The sequence below is a fragment of the Xenorhabdus innexi genome, from assembly GCF_002632485.1.
Classification (GTDB): domain Bacteria; phylum Pseudomonadota; class Gammaproteobacteria; order Enterobacterales; family Enterobacteriaceae; genus Xenorhabdus; species Xenorhabdus innexi.
This window is the reverse complement of record NZ_NIBU01000038.1, coordinates 19375-36130: the sequence shown is the minus strand read 5'-3', so window position 1 is coordinate 36130 and position 16756 is coordinate 19375. Positions and strand designations below refer to the sequence as shown.

At 41.1% G+C, this 16756-nt stretch carries 15 protein-coding genes, 1 tRNA gene and 1 pseudogene; 9 read left to right on the top strand and 8 right to left on the bottom strand.

Annotated elements, in window-relative coordinates:
• Window positions 1–87: 87 nt before the first annotated feature.
• The 3 genes and pseudogenes from Xinn_RS13965 to Xinn_RS22755 form a co-directional block, all read left to right on the top strand.
• Window positions 88–984 (top strand): annotated as a pseudogene (locus Xinn_RS13965) (baseplate J/gp47 family protein); the annotation flags it as partial.
• Window positions 981–1634 (top strand): DUF2612 domain-containing protein, encoded by a 654-nt coding sequence (locus Xinn_RS13960; protein ID WP_086953577.1) that lies wholly within the window; start codon window positions 981–983, stop codon window positions 1632–1634. The pseudogene Xinn_RS13965 and the gene Xinn_RS13960, both read left to right, overlap by 4 nt.
• Before the next feature lie 4 nt (window positions 1635–1638).
• Entirely contained in the window at window positions 1639–2826 is a 1188-nt protein-coding gene (locus Xinn_RS22755; RefSeq protein ID WP_244590207.1) for a hypothetical protein, read from the top strand.
• Between the two features lie 91 nt (window positions 2827–2917).
• Here the strand turns inward: Xinn_RS22755 and Xinn_RS13950 are convergent, their stop codons facing one another.
• Window positions 2918–3718, bottom strand: a complete 801-nt coding sequence (locus Xinn_RS13950) for a glycosyltransferase family 32 protein (RefSeq protein ID WP_086953578.1) — start codon at window positions 3716–3718, stop codon at window positions 2918–2920.
• Window positions 3719–4326: 608 nt separating this feature from the next.
• Here Xinn_RS13950 and Xinn_RS22045 point away from each other — a divergent pair.
• On the top strand, window positions 4327–4503 hold the full coding sequence (locus tag Xinn_RS22045) for a hypothetical protein (RefSeq protein ID WP_169923583.1): 177 nt from the start codon (window positions 4327–4329) through the stop codon (window positions 4501–4503).
• Window positions 4469–5446 (top strand): hypothetical protein, encoded by a 978-nt coding sequence (locus Xinn_RS13945; protein WP_143706509.1) that lies wholly within the window; start codon window positions 4469–4471, stop codon window positions 5444–5446. Before Xinn_RS22045 ends, Xinn_RS13945 begins: the two co-directional genes overlap by 35 nt.
• 475 nt (window positions 5447–5921) lie before the next feature.
• On the opposite strand, the gene Xinn_RS13940 is transcribed toward Xinn_RS13945, so the two are convergent.
• The 3 genes from Xinn_RS13940 to Xinn_RS13930 form a co-directional block, all read right to left on the bottom strand.
• Window positions 5922–5998 (bottom strand) — tRNA-Pro (locus tag Xinn_RS13940).
• Between the two features lie 75 nt (window positions 5999–6073).
• Window positions 6074–7816 carry an LPS biosynthesis-modulating metalloenzyme YejM gene (gene yejM, locus Xinn_RS13935; RefSeq protein WP_086953580.1) on the bottom strand — a complete coding sequence of 581 codons (1743 nt, stop codon included), beginning with the start codon at window positions 7814–7816 and terminating at the stop codon, window positions 6074–6076.
• A gap of 31 nt (window positions 7817–7847) precedes the next feature.
• Entirely contained in the window at window positions 7848–8075 is a 228-nt protein-coding gene (locus Xinn_RS13930; RefSeq protein ID WP_086953581.1) for a YejL family protein, read from the bottom strand.
• A 277-nt stretch (window positions 8076–8352) separates the two neighbouring features.
• Here Xinn_RS13930 and yejK point away from each other — a divergent pair, with 277 nt between their 5' ends.
• Window positions 8353–9360: a nucleoid-associated protein YejK gene (gene yejK, locus Xinn_RS13925; RefSeq protein ID WP_086953582.1), complete on the top strand. Its 1008-nt coding sequence runs from the start codon at window positions 8353–8355 to the stop codon at window positions 9358–9360.
• 105 nt (window positions 9361–9465) lie between these two features.
• Here yejK and rplY read toward each other — a convergent pair whose 3' ends face one another.
• Together rplY and radD are read right to left on the bottom strand one after the other, a co-directional pair.
• Window positions 9466–9747 (bottom strand): 50S ribosomal protein L25, encoded by a 282-nt coding sequence (rplY, locus tag Xinn_RS13920; protein WP_086953583.1) that lies wholly within the window; start codon window positions 9745–9747, stop codon window positions 9466–9468.
• A 163-nt stretch (window positions 9748–9910) separates the two neighbouring features.
• The gene (gene radD / locus Xinn_RS13915) at window positions 9911–11668 is read right to left on the bottom strand and encodes a DNA repair helicase RadD (protein WP_086953584.1); all 1758 of its coding nucleotides are present in this window, start codon (window positions 11666–11668) and stop codon (window positions 9911–9913) included.
• A gap of 183 nt (window positions 11669–11851) precedes the next feature.
• Here radD and rsuA point away from each other — a divergent pair, with 183 nt between their 5' ends.
• The 3 genes from rsuA to Xinn_RS13900 all read left to right on the top strand — a co-directional run bounded on the left by rsuA (window position 11852) and on the right by Xinn_RS13900 (window position 14719).
• Window positions 11852–12559 (top strand): 16S rRNA pseudouridine(516) synthase RsuA, encoded by a 708-nt coding sequence (rsuA, locus tag Xinn_RS13910; RefSeq protein WP_086953585.1) that lies wholly within the window; start codon window positions 11852–11854, stop codon window positions 12557–12559.
• A gap of 39 nt (window positions 12560–12598) precedes the next feature.
• Entirely contained in the window at window positions 12599–13786 is a 1188-nt protein-coding gene (locus tag Xinn_RS13905; protein ID WP_086953586.1) for a Bcr/CflA family multidrug efflux MFS transporter, read from the top strand.
• Between the two features lie 588 nt (window positions 13787–14374).
• Window positions 14375–14719, top strand: coding sequence for a YejG family protein (locus Xinn_RS13900; RefSeq protein ID WP_086953587.1), 345 nt, complete (start codon window positions 14375–14377; stop codon window positions 14717–14719).
• Window positions 14720–14801: 82 nt separating this feature from the next.
• Here Xinn_RS13900 and mepS read toward each other — a convergent pair whose 3' ends face one another.
• Window positions 14802–15398, bottom strand: coding sequence for a bifunctional murein DD-endopeptidase/murein LD-carboxypeptidase (gene mepS / locus Xinn_RS13895; RefSeq protein ID WP_086953588.1), 597 nt, complete (start codon window positions 15396–15398; stop codon window positions 14802–14804).
• Window positions 15399–15744: 346 nt separating this feature from the next.
• Window positions 15745–16449: a phosphatase PAP2 family protein gene (locus Xinn_RS13890; RefSeq protein WP_086953589.1), complete on the bottom strand. Its 705-nt coding sequence runs from the start codon at window positions 16447–16449 to the stop codon at window positions 15745–15747.
• Window positions 16450–16756 lie beyond the last annotated feature (307 nt).

The window sequence follows — 16756 nt, the reverse complement described above, 5'->3', positions numbered from 1 at the left end:
CCGCCCCCATTGGTATAACAATGGGCTCACGCCAAATGAATCAGAACGATTATTTTGGAAAAGTGCTAAGGTTGTGACCAATTTTAATTGACCACTTCAGAATTTGGTGGTGTGCCTGATACGGTGATCCCGCAGGGGGCGAAAGCCGAATCCGTCACCGGTATACAGTTTGAAACGACGGGCACCCTGATTATCGGTAAAAATGGTAAAACCACGGGCGATATGCGGGCGGTGCAGTCCGGTGCGATGGAATGTAAAGCTGGGCACCTTGAGCGGGTCGCCAGTTCGGTGCTGGGCTGGGAAACGGTCAGTAACCCTACCCATGCCGTGGTGGGGCGTGAGGCTGAATCCGATATCAGTGCCCGGCGTCGGCGCAAACAGACACTGGCTAAAAATACCGTCAGCGTGGGAGAGGCGATCACCTCCTCCCTGTATGAACTGGAAGGCGTAAATTCGCTCTCCTTTCGGGAAAATTACGGTCCTCAGATTATTATCGTGGATGGCATCAAACTGTTGCCGCACAGTGTCTATGTCTGTGTGGAAGGGGGTGACCGCGAAGCCATAGCCCGTGCGCTGTTGCGTACCAAAACTATTGGCGCAGCCTATAACGGGCAGGAGATGGTCAATGTCACGGAACGCGTCAGCGGGCAGGAATATGAGATCCGGTTCGACCGTCCGAGCGAACAGGTGATTTTCTGTCGGGTGACGGTGAAAAAATCCCCCATTGACGCCCAGCGTCTTATTCCTGCTGCTGTTGAGCAATGGGTACGGGGTGACATTGACGGGGATAACGGTTTGGTGGTCGGGCGGGAAGTTTCTCCCTTTGAAATTGCGGCAGCCATCAATGCCATTGAGCCGCGTCTGTTTATCACTAACGTTGAATTGTCACAGAACGGTAAAACATGGCAGGCCGGAATTATTCCCATTAAGCTGAATGAAATCGCGCGGTTGCATCGCAGCTCTGTGCAGGTGGTGATCACATGAAGATACAGCAACTGGATTTTCATTCTGATCTATTACGGGCGATATTGTGGCAGTACGAGAACGCCCCCCGGTTAAACAGACTGGCTCAACATAAGGCTGACTGGTTTCATCGTGCAAACGTGGCGTTTTGGAACAATTGGTACAGGGATGTGTTTAATATCGATACTGCCAGTGATTTCGGGCTGGCGGTCTGGGCGCGTATTCTGGATGTGTCACTGGGGATTGATGTGGCACCCAGTGACAAAACCAAAATTGGCTTAGGTTTTGGCAAGAAACGAAATTTTAAGGGAAATTTCCGGCGCAACACCGATTACACCCTGATGCTAACGGCAGAACAAAAACGTCTGATTATCCGCATGCGCTACTTCAACCTGACTCAAAGCCCGACGGTAACCAATATCAACACCTTTCTGGAACGCTTTTTCTGGCGTAATGACAGTAAAGTGTTTGTCCTTGACCCGCTCGATATGACCTATATGTATTACGTCTTCAACTTTAACCCCGATGAAAATCTCAGGGTGCTGCTGGAGAACTTTGATCTGATGCCACGTCCCTCCGGCGTCGGGGTGAAATACCGTGTTGTCACCCGAAAAGCCTTTGGCTTCGGCAAAAAACACACCAACTACTTAAGCAGTAATTTCGGAGCTTAATTCCATGACAAAAATCTTTAAAACCCCCTTTGCGGCGCAAGGGGACAGGGTTGCTATTCCTAATGAAGTCCAGCCCGATGGCGCAGTTTCCTACACACAAGGCTATGGTTACGATTATGAACGTGACCAGAACACCGATCCGGCGGCAAAAGATATCGAACGTGAAAAAATGAACGGGATTTTTCACGATCTTACCGAAGCGGTAGGGGAAATGCAGACCTTTGGCGTGGCACAATGGTCTACGGAGGCCCAGCCGTATCCTGTGCGGGCGGTGGTGTACTATAAGCAAAAACTCTGGCAGTCACGGATTGAGAATAACAAGGAAGCACCGACAACCGGCAATGCATGGATTGAACTGAAAGCGGATCTGACCGCCGGTGATGTGGGGGCGTATAGCAAAGAAGAAGCCAACCAGCAATTTCAGCCATTGGGTAATTACACCCCCGCAGGATACAGTTATGGCAAGGAAGAGGCAGATAACCGTTTTCAGCCCAAGGGCAACTATCAGTCTGCCGGAAATTATGCGTTGAGGGGTGAGAGTTATACCAAGCCCGAATCGGATGGGAAATATCAGCCTGTGGGGAATTATTTGGCTGCCGGATATAGCTATTCGAAAGATGACAGTGACGGGCGATTCCAGCCCAAAGGTAATTATGCTCCGGCGGGCAGTTATGCACCCAAAGGCGAGAGCTACACCAAACCGGAATCGGATTCCCGCTATCAGTCAAAAGGAAATTATGCACAAGCCGGTAATTATGCCGTTCGCGGGGAAAGTTATACGAAAGGGGAGTCTGATGGTAAATTCCAGCCGCGAGGGAATTATCAACCTGCCGGAAACTACGCGCCAGCGGGCAGTTATCAACCGGCAGGGAATTATGCGGTTAGGGGGGAGAGTTATACCAAAGGAGAGAGTGATGGGCGCTATCAGTCAAAGAGTAGTCAGATGGTAAGGATTTATTTTGGTGGCACAATAAAGCCTGGAGATGTTGTCGGGTTATCAGAAGATGTACGTGGTAAAACGGTCTATTTTTTTAACGAACGCGGAGCGTTCTTTATGCATTGTGCGCCTGTTGATGGGATTACGTATTGGGTTGGGGGAGATAATAATATGAGAGTTAGTATTGATGGAGGTGGTCGGCGGATGTCATATCTTTCAGGTAATTGGATTGTATCAGTATCAATGACTAAATAAAATTGACTAACCCACCTACCTTAGTAGGTGGTTGTTGAGTTAGAAAAATAAGTAGCAGGCTTATATGAAGCCTGCTATTTAAATTGAGTTCTTATTTTCTAACTATTAATGCAAATTGCTTTTTCTTTGATATGGGGAATTTAAATAATATTTTTTCGTTTGATGCAATTTCGTTTGATATCGTTTTATTGGTATCAGTTAACTTATGGAATCGAGATATAATGAATTTATTAAAGATGTTTAATTTATTTTTTCGAGAGTAAAATGGTAGCCAAGAACCATTAAAATGATGAATACAATAATTTTCTAATTCTTTTTCTGGAGTGCAGAAGTAATAAGATGGGTAAATTATAGAGTTAGCATTTAATTGTGTTATCTGTGAGCCATCATAAGGTGCTTGTAGCCCAAATTTTTCGGAGAAATATCTACTAATACGTGATGTATTAGGCTCCAGATCAATTCCATCTTTTTTTTCGAATTCGGCAGTTGTATAATAACTTAACAAATCGGCTATTATAGGGTTATTTACCTTTGAACCCATGACAGCTGATGTAATAGGAGCGTAGTTTCCGTGATAATTTTCATAGCCACTAAAAAAATCCAAATGAAGAAAATGATCTAAATTATTTGTGACTTCCACATCAGTATCTAAATATATACCACCTTCATGATAAAGCGCATAAAGTCTGATATAGTCAGAAACGAAAGCCCATTTTTTGTAAAGATAAGCTTGCTCGGAGTATGTGTTTTTTATTTTTTCAAACTTTCCATTATTCCATTCTATAATTTCGTAATCTGGAAGATTTTTTTTCCAACTTTCAATACATCTTAAGATTAATTCAGATTTTGGCTGATTCCCAACCCATACATAGTGAATTCTTTTTGGGATCATTTTTAATTCCAATCAATTAATTTAATTTATGTTATGATCAAGTTTACTACTAGGTGGGATTATTATCAATTTTATTTAGATTTTTCAATTATGATGTGCATCTAGCATTGCTACAGCGCAGTTAGCAAGATGCTTACACGACCTTGTTCTTATTGAAATCGGCGAATAATAGCGGTATTTAGTTGTGCTCCATATTAGATAGTGCTCTTCAAAAAGAATGCTCAGAAATAGTTTTTTATCTTGAAGAGGCGAAGGAGTATTTATCCGAAAATGATTTCAAAACACTACAAGTAAAAGTTAATATGAAACATGGCGTTAGATGATGTCTTTGAAAGGCTTGGATTCAACTAATAAGCATAACATGTTCTCCATGAATATGATGTGATATTTCATTTTTTGTGATTAAAAAATAAAATTTATTAATGCGTTACGTAACATTCTTCTGTTATAAAAGTATGACGTAATAAACTCCTGCATCACTTAACAAAAATTCACTAGAACAGACTCTTCCGTATCGATAAACCTAATTTGATGTTTACAGGCGGAGACGTACCTACCGCCTTCATATTATTTAGCAATGTACTTTGTTGATTAAATGAGGGGCATACATGAATACTCAAGATAATAAACCGGATAAGACGACGAAAAACGGTGATGTGATTTCTGATACTTCAATCAGGGAAAAACAAACTGGCACACTAAATCAGATCGAAAACAGTGTCAGTAATATCTTTGGCTTTGGCTATTCACATGCCAATTTCTTTAACAGCCATTTCGGAGCTTAATCCCATGACAAAAATATTTAAAGTTCCTTTCGCCGAGCAGGGTAACAGAGTTTCTATTCCTGATGAAGCTCCATCAGACGGCGCTGTCTCGTATGCTCAGGGTTATGGTGAGGCTTACGGACGTGACCAGAATGAAGATCCTACAGCAAGGGATATTGAACGTGAAAAAATGAACGGGATTTTTCACGATATTACGGGAGCAGTAGGCGAAATTCAGACCTTTGGTGCGGCTCAATGGTCTGCTGAGGCTCCACCTTACCCTCTGCGTACTTTGGTCTACCATAAACAAAAACTCTGGCAATCACGCATTGAGAACAATAAGGAAGAGCCAAAAGCAGGCAATGCTTGGGTAGAATTAAAAGCTGACATGACTGCTGATGATGTGGGAGCCTATAGCAAGAAGGAGTCGGATGCTCGTTTTCAGGTGAAAGGCAATTATGCGTTGAAAGGTGAAAGTTACACTAAACCGGAATCAGATTCTAAGTACCAGCCACAGGGTAATTACCAACCCGCAGGCAATTATGCCATTCGTGGAGAAAGTTACACAAAAGGGGAATCCGATGGGCGATATCAATCTCGTGGGAATTACCAACCTGCAGGGAATTATGCACTGAGAGGAGAAAGCTATACTAAAAGGGAGAGCAATGAGCGTTACATGCAGAAAAGTCGCACAATGGAAACTGTAATATGGACCGGTTGGGCTGGAGAAGGGGACAATGTTTATTGCAATCGTAATGTTTTAGGTAAATTACTTTATTTTAGGTTTGGAGAGTGGTCTCAAAAGGGATGGCATTTTCCTGTATTAATTCCAGCTTTGACGGGTGTAATTCCTGTGTATACCCTAATGGGAAATAATTGGCTAGCTCTTCGCTTAACAAGCTCTAGTAGTTTCAACATACTAGCATCGCCTATGCATTGGGATCAAATTCTAATTAGTGAGTGATAAAAACTAAATATTCTGTTAGATAAGGGGGATGGTAATCTTCCCCTTTTACAATTATTTATTTTAGTTCAATATGGGAATTATTCTATCTATATGTTTTTTCCTAAAAATCTATGTATTCTTTAATTTTTGAGGTTAGGGACTTCTTAATTTTGTATTTCTAATGTTGGATTGTTGGATTAATGTAATACGTGCAACAGACGGATGGAATATAATTTGATAGGGGTATATCAGGAAGATAAAGGTACAAGGCAATCAATTAATTTAATTTGTTACAGATTGTAATCATCAGGAAAAGAAGAAAGAAAAAAGAATCTTCATGCACCTTTGGTTAACAGTAAAATTTACTCTGAAGTTAGCCTACCTTTGCCACTTTTCGTCGATCATTTTACCAGAATTTTACCATCATTTTACCATGAACAAATTGCAGACATAAAAAAACCAACCATAACAGGTTGGTTTTTCTAGGGAAATTTGGTCGGCATGATAGGATTTGAACCTACGACCCCCGACACCCCATGACGGTGCGCTACCAGGCTGCGCTACATGCCGATGACTTTGCTTATAGTACCTTTTTTTATGCGCAAAGCAAGCCCCTTACTTAGTGAGTGATTGATTTTTCGACAATTAGTTTGCTAAAAATCGTTTGATTTCAGTTAGTATTTGTAATAGTTGAGTAAGATTCGGCTTCGCGTTCTGGATTTCACTGCCATCTGAATCGTATAGATGGTATTCCCCATCTTTGGAAAGATAAATTGTATTTTCAACTGTTGTCGCAATTAGTGAACCGTTCTCGCCGGTGATAAGCCAAGGAATATTTCTCTGAGCTCTGAAAAGGTCTTCTCCCTGTGAGTAATCTTCCGGTGAGTTACTTACATGCAATAAACGCTGCATTAATGTTGTCATAACATCTTGATGACCGGTCAGTTTGTTAATAACTTGTGCAGGTGTTCCCGGCCAGTGAATGATCAATGGAACGTGCATTTGTTTGCGGTTAAATTTGCCATCAATGAACCATTTGGGATCATTGTTTGTCGCGGTTCTGCCATGCTTGGCTGTGATAACAACGATGGTATTGTTTAGGATGTCTTTATTCTTCAACGTTTCTAAAACATTGTTGATATCAGTATCCAGTGCTTTTTTATCAACTTTAATTGATGAAGGAGGAATACCATTAAGGTTTAAGAATGAGAACCACGGTGTAGTATTATTACGCAAATTTAGCCATTGCTGCCATTGTTCAACAGTCAGGTTGTCATTCGGGTTAGCTTCGTAAGGAAGGGAGTAATCAGTTAAAATAGCCTGCCTATAAAGCGGTGTCTGGAATCCATCTGATGAATACAAACCAAACTGATACCTTTGGTGAGTTAAGGCATCAATAAATGCTGAGGGTTTCCGGCTAGTAAGAATGCTATCCAGATAGCCTGATGATATACCGTAGAATAACCCGAACAATGCAGTGTCGTTTTTCATACCGGTACTAAAATGCTGAGTGAACTGAATGTTGCTTTTTGTAAAGCGCTCAAGGAATGGCATTGTATTGGCTGTGATATCACTATTATCCAGACTATCCACAACCAACAATAATAGATTGTAACCGCGACCGCTATCACGATAAGACAGATTATTCAGTGGGTATTCAATGGTCAGAGCTGCCGGGTTACCTTGTTGATTTATGCGCCGCTGATATTCAGTCTTATTCAGTAAGCCATGTTTTTCAAGAAACTTACGTGCGGTCATGGGGTATGAAAGCGGTAGGTTTGAGCGTTGCATGGTAATAGGGCGATAGAAATTGGCATCTGCCCAGATATACATCATATGGGAGGCGACAAAAGCAGTAATAAAGACAGCCGCCAACGGTTTGCCGAATTTTTGCCTGTTCAGGCTGCGTAATTTTTGCCAACTCCATGTACCATACAGCATCTGTACCAGAAAAATAGCCGGAATGCAGATGAACATTAACTGCCATTCTCTTGCTCGTTCACCCTGTTCGGGATTCGTGACTAAGTCCCATACCAATGGTGTCAGATGCAGGTGAAAACGCACATAGATGGACGAGTCAAATATTAATAGTGTTAACCCTGCGGTTGCCAGTGCTGCGGAAAGAAATCGCAGTAAACGTTGTGACATCACAATAAATGTCAGGGGAAATAACACCAGTAAATAAGCAGCAAAAACAATAAAGCTGAAATGACCGAGCCAACTGACCAGCGCATAAATGCGACCAAACAGCGAACCCGGCCAGTCGGATGCGAATAAATAGCGACTGCCCAGCACAAGACTGAACACGATATTGAACAGAGCGAACCAGTGCCCCCAACTGATCATTTGAGAAACTTTTTCGCGATAGTGCTGGCGGTTAGTCACCATATTTTCTTACGTTAATTTTTTAATGGAAAAATTAATGCGCTTTATCTTCGTTAATTGAAGATTGTAACGCGTGTGCAAACGAGTTTGCGATATGTTTGCGTTGGGCTGGTGCAATACTCGTGTTGATTAAATTCGTAACCATATTGCCTAAAACCATCAAAGAAAGGTCGGTAGGCACTTGGTTTTTTTCGAAAACACTTACTAGTTCAGCTAATAAATGTTCAACTTTTTCATCGCTGTAGCGAGATGACTGTGGCATGACTCAAATATCCTGAATGTACAAAGTCCAATATATTACCGTATAGAGGGGTTATTTTCTGCTTTTTTATAACAATTTAATTTCCTTATTGTACAAATTGTTGCCACTTTTGTACCTGCTGCCTCATTTTAGTCTTTGATATGGGTAATGCTAATAATTAAATTGTGAACACTTTTCCATCATTGGGTTTTTTGGTTGCAGCAGAGAAAGAACAGTGTTTGAATACGCCGCTAACTGCAAGGCTCTGAAGGTCGGTGTTGTAAAAGGAGTATAAATAATGAGTCTGGAAATTACCCAGATCGCGTTACATCAGTTGATTAAACGTGACGAACAAACACTGAAAGTCATTTTGCGGGATTCTCTGCTGGATACCAATCAGGTAGTGGAAGAGATGATGGCTGAGTTACATCGTGTGTATAGCGCTAAAAGCAAAGCTTACGGTGTGTTCAGTGATGAAAGTGAATTGGCTGAATCACTTCGTCATCAGCGCAAGGGAAATGAAGATTTTTTAGGTTTTAGCCGGGCTGCGACCGTTCGTCTGAAAGATGAATTGATAAAATACCCGTTTGCAGAAGGCGGCACAGTATTATTTTGCCAGTATCGGTATTTGGCTGTGGAGTATTTACTCATCGCAGTTCTGAATAGCTGTAGCAGCACTTCTGTCGATGAGGCTCTGGATGTCAATACGACACAATATCTTGATATTCCACATGCAGATATTGTTGCCAGAATTGATTTGACAGAATGGGAAACTAATCCTGAATCCTGCCGTTATCTGACTTTCCTGAAAGGGCGGGTAGGCCGCAAGGTATCTGACTTTTTCATGGATTTCCTTGCTGCCAGTGAGGGAATGAATGCTAAAGTACAGAATAAAGGATTATTGCAGGCAGTGGATGATTACTGCGAATCTGCTCAACTTGATAAAAATGAGCGGCAGGCTTACCGCCAACAGGTTTATAGTTACTGTAATGAACAGTTACAGTCCGGCGAAGAAATTAAATTGCAAGAATTATCGCAGGAGTTACCGCCATTAGGTGAGCAGAACTTTCAGCAATTCTCTCAAGGCCAAGGTTATGAGCTGGAAGAGAGCTTTCCGGCAGATCGCAGTACGTTGCGTCAATTGACTAAATTTGCTGGCAGTGGCGGCGGATTAACAATTAATTTTGATGCCATGTTACTTGGCGAAAGGATTTTCTGGGACCCAGCAACGGATACGTTGACGATTAAGGGTACGCCACCAAATCTGCGGGATCAGTTACAACGTCGTGGCAGTAATAATCGCTAATCTTTTCCGTTTAAGATTAAATGTTTTGTAAAAGGCAGAAATAAATAACGCCGCAAATGCGGCGTTATTTACTCGGCGTCCCGATAAAAGCTCGATTCTGGCTAATTAAGCACGCAGGAAATCAATGTGCGTCAGTTTAGGTTTAAACGGATGACGCTGTACTGCCTGCACTTTAACTGTAGTTTCTTTACCATCAACGACCAGAGTCAGAACTTCGTAGAATTCTGGCTTGCTTTCGTGGTTGATAACTGCATCGTGATCCAGTTCGATAGATACTGGCTCTTGGTTACCACCATAAATGATTGCTGGAAACTTGTTAGCTCTGCGCAGGCGGCGGCTCGCACCCTTACCCTGCTCTTTACGTACTTCTGCATTGATAGTTAACATCATTTTTTCTCTATAAAAGAAGAAAATAAATCCTGCTACAGGCGACCCAGCAGCAGGTTCGATATTTGGCCTAACATTATGTATTACGTTAAGCGGGCGGCATTTTAACGAAAAACCGATATGACAGCAAATAGAAAGTACTCACTGTGAGTAATTGTGTCATTTAATACAGATCATCAGCCCGCCGGAAGCGGCCCTGATAATCAAATATTTTTTCCCGGATCTGCCAGAATTGCCCTTTTTTTCGTGCTACAACAAAATCTGGGTGTCGCAGTAAAGGAAGTTGGTGAGCTATATCGTCGGCGGTTTTCCACGATAAAGGAATACCCGGAGCACGTTGATGATGGCGTATGAATTGAAGTTCAAACACTTTTTTTTGGGCTGGTGTTGTTAAACGAAATAATTCAGTTACATTTGCGCCATCTTCATCATAATAAGTAATCCTGAGCCATTCGCCTTTGTTATCACTACCCGGAGTTAACTGCATACCCCCGCAGCGTAGTACCAGAGCATCTTTGAGCTTAAGTGCCGCTTTCAGCATATCGTCAGGATCAACCAGTACTTCCTGACAGCGGTGACAACGCCGGGCGGCAATGTCATTTTCCGTACCGCAATGTGGGCACGATTTAAAACGAAAGCGAAAATCACATTGATGCTTTTTTCCATTTTCGTCTTCTTCCCATCCCTGACAGCGGCGTCCGAAATGTTCAATTATGTCTCCTTCTGCGGTGCATTTTCCCCAGAAGGTATTGGCAAATTGGCAGAGTGGGCAGAATACCTGTACAGGCTGATTTTGTGAGTCGGGTTTTTGGCTTCCGACTTCTGGTGTATAGAGGTCATGGGGATTACCTGCATAATCTAAGATTAGACATTCTTTTTTATCCGGGAATAAACGCAACCCCCGCCCAACGATTTGTTGATAAAGGCTAACGGACTCAGTCGGACGCAATATTGCAATGAGGTCGACATGAGGGGCATCAAACCCGGTTGTCAGAACAGCAACATTGACCATATAACGCAACTGCTGCTGTTTGAATGCATTAATTAGGATATCTCGCTCATGTCCCGGAGTATCGGCACTGACCAATCCAGCTTGTTCTGTCGGGAGTAACAGGAAAATTTCTTTAGCATGTTCAACTGTGGCTGCGAAAATCATGACGCCTTTCCGAGCTTCTGCGTACTCAATAATTTGTCTGACAATATGTGGCGTGATGCGCTTTTGTCGCTTAATTTCCCGATTCAAATCAGCTTCATTGAAAATACCCTGCTGGCTGGTACGTACCTGACTGAAATCATACTGCATAACCGGCATATCCAGTCTTTCCGGGGGAACCAGAAACTGGTGTTTTATCATATAGCGCAGTGGAAGTTCATAAATACAGTCACGAAAGAAGCAATTTTCATCACCTCGGATCATACCGTGATAGTGGTACTGATATATCCAGCCAGTGCCTAAACGGTAAGGCGTTGCGGTCAAGCCCAGAATGCGAAGTCTAGGATTATTTTTTTGGAGTTGTTGGATAATTTGTTGATACTGGCTGTTTTCGTTATCGCTGATCCGATGACATTCATCGATGATTAATAGTGAGAATTGATGATTAAAATGATCTAGGTTGCGGGCAACAGATTGAATGCTACCAAAAACAACTTTTCCTTCGCTCTGTTTTTGGCGTAATCCGGCAGAAAAAATATCTGCTTCCAGATTATACGAGCAATATTTACTGTGGTTTTGTGCAACAAGTTCTTTAACATGTGCCAGAATCAAAACCCGTCCATGTGCCAGTTTTGCCAGCTCAGCAATGACAAGACTCTTACCTGCGCCGGTAGGTAAGACAATAACTGCGGGTTCTCTATGTTGGCGAAAGTGGCGGATGGTTGCATCTACCGCTTCTTGCTGATAAGGGCGTAAAGTAAAGGCCATTGTTATCTTACTGTCACGAATATCGGATAAAAAATCTTTAGCAGAGAGAATAGCATTTTTGCCTGCTATGTTTATTGATTTTACGATTACTCCATAAATTATCTGTTTAATCTTACCAATCAGTAGTAGGCTTAAAGTTGTTTTTTCTATTTTTATCAGATTATTTTTTAGGTATAGCTATACATGCGATTGGATAAATTTTTATCACAACAATTAGGCATCAGCCGTAATGATGTTGGGCGTGAATTACGGGCTGGGCGGGTTACTGTCGATGATGAAGTTATTAAAACAGGGGCATATAAACTGAAACCTGAACAGACAGTTGCATATGAAGGAACAATACTGAGCCAATTAGATGGCCCGCGTTATTTTATGCTGAATAAACCACAGGGATATGTATGCTCGACTGATGATCCATCAAATCCGACTATTTTATATTTTATCGATGAACCTGTGGCCCATAAACTACACTCAGCAGGGCGGTTGGATATTGATACAACAGGCTTAGTTTTATTGACCGATGATGGGCAGTGGTCACATCGTATCACCTCACCTAAACATCATTGTGAAAAAACTTACCTTGTGACACTGGAGCACCCAATATCAGCAGATACGGAAGAAAAATTTTTCACAGGTATTATGTTGAATGGGGAAAAAACACTGACGAAGCCCGCAAAATTAGAAATTATCGAGCCTCAGCTAGTACGTCTGACGATCAGCGAAGGGCGGTATCATCAGGTAAAAAGAATGTTCGCTGCTGTTGGCAATCATGTCGTTGAACTTCATCGTGAGCGTATTGGTGATATTTATCTGGACCCTGATTTGGAGCCCGGCGACTACAGAATGCTGACAGAGAGCGAAATCAAGAGCATACAAATGCCAACAGCTTAATTTTTATCTATTTTATCAAGTTGTTTTGGGAAAAAACGCGTGCAACAACAACGATTATCTTATTTGGGATTAGTCCTTATCCTTGGGCTGATCTCTATGCTGATGCCACTGGCAATTGATATGTATTTGCCGAGTATGCCGACTATAGCCATTGATTTCGGCGTCAGTGACGGCAAAGTGCAAATGACCCTGAACAGCTATATTTTAGGGTTTGCGATTGGTCAGATAGTGTATGGTCCAATGTCTGACAGTCTTGGACGTAAGCCGGTTATTTTGGGGGGAGTGATTGTTTTTGCAATATCTTCCGCTGCATGTGCTCTGGCTCAGAATATTGACACCTTTATTTCCATGCGGTTTTTGCATGGTTTCGCTGCTGCTGCTGCCAGTGTTGTTATTAATGCTTTAATGCGCGATATGTTCACAAAAGATGAATTTTCACGCAGCATGTCGTTTGTGACACTGGTTATGATTATTGCTCCGCTATTGGCACCTATGCTGGGCGGAATCATGATGATGTGGTTTAACTGGCATGCTATTTTCTGGTCTATTGCAATAGCGGCTGTAATAGCGGCGCTTTTAGTCGCTGTTTTTATCAGGGAAACATTACCTAAAGAGAAAAGGCTGCATTTTAACTTAAGAGTTACTCTGGGGCAGTTTGTAATGCTGTTCAGGCAGCGTCAAGTGCTGTGCTATATTTTGGCTAGCGGTTTTTCTTTTGCCGGAATGTTCTCCTTTCTCAGTGCTGGTTCATTTGTTTATATTCAACTGCATGGTGTCCCTGTACAGCATTTTGGCTATTATTTCGGGTTGAACATTATTTTTATGTTCGTCATGACAACTATCAATAGCCAGTTTGTCCGCAAATACGGTGCATTAAAGATGTTGAAATTTGGCATTTTTGTGCAGTTTATTATGGGGTTATGGCTATTATTTAGCACGATGCTGGATTTGGGTTTTATTTCTTTGGTGCTGGGTGTCGCAATCTATATCAGTTGTATTTCTCTGATTACTTCTAACTCAATGGCAGTTGTTCTGGATGGCTATCCCCACATGGCCGGAACTGTCGCTTCATTATCAGGGACTTTGCGTTTCAGTATTGCTGCCCTGGTTGGGGCAGTGTTATCTTCTGCACCAGAAAAAAGTGCCTGGCCAATGGTCGGTTCAATGGCTTTATGCGTAATATCAGCAATGGCACTGATTATCTATGCGGGCAAAGCAAAAAAATAAAATAAATACATAACCAATAGAAACCACCGATTGTACTAGGTGGTTTCTTATATCTGCATCCAGCATTTTAAATCACACCTTCATTGCCTGCCTACTAAATCAAGCTGCTATATCGGAATCTGATTGAAGTACGACGAATATAGAATAATAAATAAATATAGATGGTTGTTAATTTTATGATGCTAACAAACTCTCTCATGTTTCTTTTTTGTTAATTTAAAATTGTTAAATATATGGTTCCATATAGTAAATAGCTTGTTTTTTTAACTGCATGTAATACAAGGATATTATAAAAATATCATGGTGTAACATAGTTAGGATAAACATTGATTTGTAAATAAATCTTGAATAAAAAGTTGCTGTTTTGCATAAAAATAAGTTGAATTTTTTACCAAAACAGTATAAATATATAGAAAGTGCGAGTTTGATCTCATTTTTTTCCAAAAAAAAGACGAAAAAAGTGTGATGTTGTAATTTTTATTTTAACTTTTTATTTACTTTTCGTTGGCTGGTTATTCGGTTTTGACGAGCCGGTAGCCAACAGCTGGTGGTTAGATGTATTAATGTTGTTTCTGATAGGAATAATACGTGAATAATATCCAACTTTCGGTAGTACACAGACTGCCGCAAAGTTATCGGTGGTCATCTGGTTTTGTTGGGACAAGAGTTGAAATCTTGTCAGAAGAAGAGACAGAGATAGGGAATATCCTGATGGGGTTGAAATTGTTAAGCCATGAGGGTGAACATGCGGGTCGTATTTTGCATGATATACATCAGTCTATTTCTGATATGCAAATAGTAAGTGCGGTAATTGAGTGGGAAGGAGAGCCGTGTTTGTTTTTTGCTCGAGAGGATGAAAGTGCGGTGATATGCCGACTGAAAACATTAGGTGCTGCAATTGCTGAAAATATAACAGCGTTTTACCCTCTTTAATTAAGAATAGTAAAATAAAAAACGCCTCCATCTGGAAGCGTTTTTTATTCTGCAAGAGAAGAAATAAGGAAAAAAACAGAGGTTATATTGAGGCCTTAAGATTATCAGCTAAAACACGTCGTGCACCGTAATAGCGTTTGCTCCAATAAGTATCCGTTAATTTGGAAACCATAACTCCGCTGCTGGTTGAAGCATGTACAAACTGGTTATTGCTGATATAAATACCGATGTGGCGCCTGTGAACACCTGTCTTAAAGAGGACTAAATCACCTGCTTGTAGTTTAGTGCGGCTGACTGTCTGGCCTACACTCTGTTGCTGCGATGTCGAACGGGGTAACGCCATACCAAACTGATCGTGAAAGGTGCGCTGCACGAAGGCTGAACAGTCAATGCCACGTTTCGTATTGCCACCGAGCCGGTAGGCAACGCCTTTCCAGTCTGCATATTGGTTAAGGATCTTAGATTTGATATCCAGATTTTTAACTAACGTTTCAAATTCATCCTGCGATGTTTGCAGAAGAAAATGCTTTTGACCATTCTGATTGTTTACGGTCTGAATTTCAGGTTTTTTACTACGTATCTGAGAATCTGGAGAACTACATGCGGTCAGTGCCACTGCCGCGATAATTGCGGGAATAATCCGCAATATATATCTCAGTATTGGTTGAGACTTGACCATTATATTAATTTCCCTTGCAGTCCTTAATGTGACTCATCGCCACCAGAAAAACACTAAACGCCCTAAAGACTAGTATAACGTAGCGAATTAACAAACTTTTCGTCCCTAAAGTGTGTGAAGTCACACATTTTATTAATATCTTTACAAAGTGAGTATTTTAATAAAAGGACCAGCGAAAGAGTACAGAAAGCCAGAGAAAAAAGCGAGAGATAAAAAGAATTATTTACAATAAATTAGATTATAAACTAATAGGTTACAATTATTTTGCTTGTTTTTTCCTCGTTGGAGGAAAAGTTAATATTATCGGGGAGATAGCGCATATCTCCCCCCCGATAATTACAGATTTTTAGCGAGCCTGTCCGATATGGGGTAACTTTTTATCTAACCATATGGCTAAGGAGTCACTCAGAGGCGTTAACAGCACCCAACTCACTCCGACTAAAGAGAGTGACAGTGAACCAACAGCAATATCGGTAAACCAGTGTGCTCCAGCCATAATACGAGGAAGGGCAAAAGCAATCATGATCAATAAAGCGATAAAGAATGCACCGCGAGAAATATATCGAAGAATGAAACAGCTAAAAATAAGCAACATTAACCCGTGATCTCCGGGGAAGCTGTCACCGGAAGCATCTTTGGTATGCCAGCTTGTCATTTCGCTCACACGATTGACGTTTTCAAATGTTAAAGTCGGGCTTGGGCGGCTGACAGGGATCTGATGCCCAATCTGATTTATGATCACTGCGGTTATCAGCATGACCAGACCAATCATAAAAAGACGGCGTTTTCCTGCGTAATCTTGTTTACGAAATGCGCTATAATAAAGTAATCCCATACATAAGAGTGATATAACGTCAAATGCTCTTATATTTACGATAGCAACAAATAATGCAAATTTTGAATTTGGCAGTAGTTTTTCATTAAAATAATGAAAAATGGCTGAATCAATATGAAACCAAAAGCCGTGATTCTCAGGTAAATACCATGAGAAAAACAGGCCGATACCAAGCATATTGAGTATAAGTATAGCTAATGGGTGACTACGGGTCATGTGTTACCTATTTTAATGCGACAATGGATTTTGGTAGCCAGATAGACTGTCAGGCACTATAACAAAATTTAGGGGAAAGGGTAATCGTTCGGCTGTTTAATATGTAATCTGTAGAGCGTTTATGTATTCATGTTTTATATTGATTGAATTTAATATCATTGTTATATGAATAATATCAGGATATCGAAAAAATAGTTAAATGACTATTTCAGTACCGATAATATATATTTGGTGTAATTATTGAGCACTGACTATTATTAAATAATTAATGGTTGATTTTTTCATATCCTAATTTGTTAGTATATTA

Coding starts and splice junctions, on each gene's coding strand:
- mepS (WP_086953588.1), bottom strand. CDS start 15,398: ATGGTCAAGTCTCAACCAATACTGAGATATATATTGCGGATTATTCCC.
- Xinn_RS13945 (WP_143706509.1), top strand. CDS start 4,469: ATGCCAATTTCTTTAACAGCCATTTCGGAGCTTAATCCCATGACAAAA.
- Xinn_RS22755 (WP_244590207.1), top strand. CDS start 1,639: ATGACAAAAATCTTTAAAACCCCCTTTGCGGCGCAAGGGGACAGGGTT.
- rplY (WP_086953583.1), bottom strand. CDS start 9,747: ATGTTAACTATCAATGCAGAAGTACGTAAAGAGCAGGGTAAGGGTGCG.
- rsuA (WP_086953585.1), top strand. CDS start 11,852: ATGCGATTGGATAAATTTTTATCACAACAATTAGGCATCAGCCGTAAT.
- yejK (WP_086953582.1), top strand. CDS start 8,353: ATGAGTCTGGAAATTACCCAGATCGCGTTACATCAGTTGATTAAACGT.
- radD (WP_086953584.1), bottom strand. CDS start 11,668: ATGGCCTTTACTTTACGCCCTTATCAGCAAGAAGCGGTAGATGCAACC.
- Xinn_RS22045 (WP_169923583.1), top strand. CDS start 4,327: ATGAATACTCAAGATAATAAACCGGATAAGACGACGAAAAACGGTGAT.
- Xinn_RS13950 (WP_086953578.1), bottom strand. CDS start 3,718: ATGATCCCAAAAAGAATTCACTATGTATGGGTTGGGAATCAGCCAAAA.
- Xinn_RS13960 (WP_086953577.1), top strand. CDS start 981: ATGAAGATACAGCAACTGGATTTTCATTCTGATCTATTACGGGCGATA.
- Xinn_RS13890 (WP_086953589.1), bottom strand. CDS start 16,449: ATGACCCGTAGTCACCCATTAGCTATACTTATACTCAATATGCTTGGT.
- yejM (WP_086953580.1), bottom strand. CDS start 7,816: ATGGTGACTAACCGCCAGCACTATCGCGAAAAAGTTTCTCAAATGATC.
- Xinn_RS13930 (WP_086953581.1), bottom strand. CDS start 8,075: ATGCCACAGTCATCTCGCTACAGCGATGAAAAAGTTGAACATTTATTA.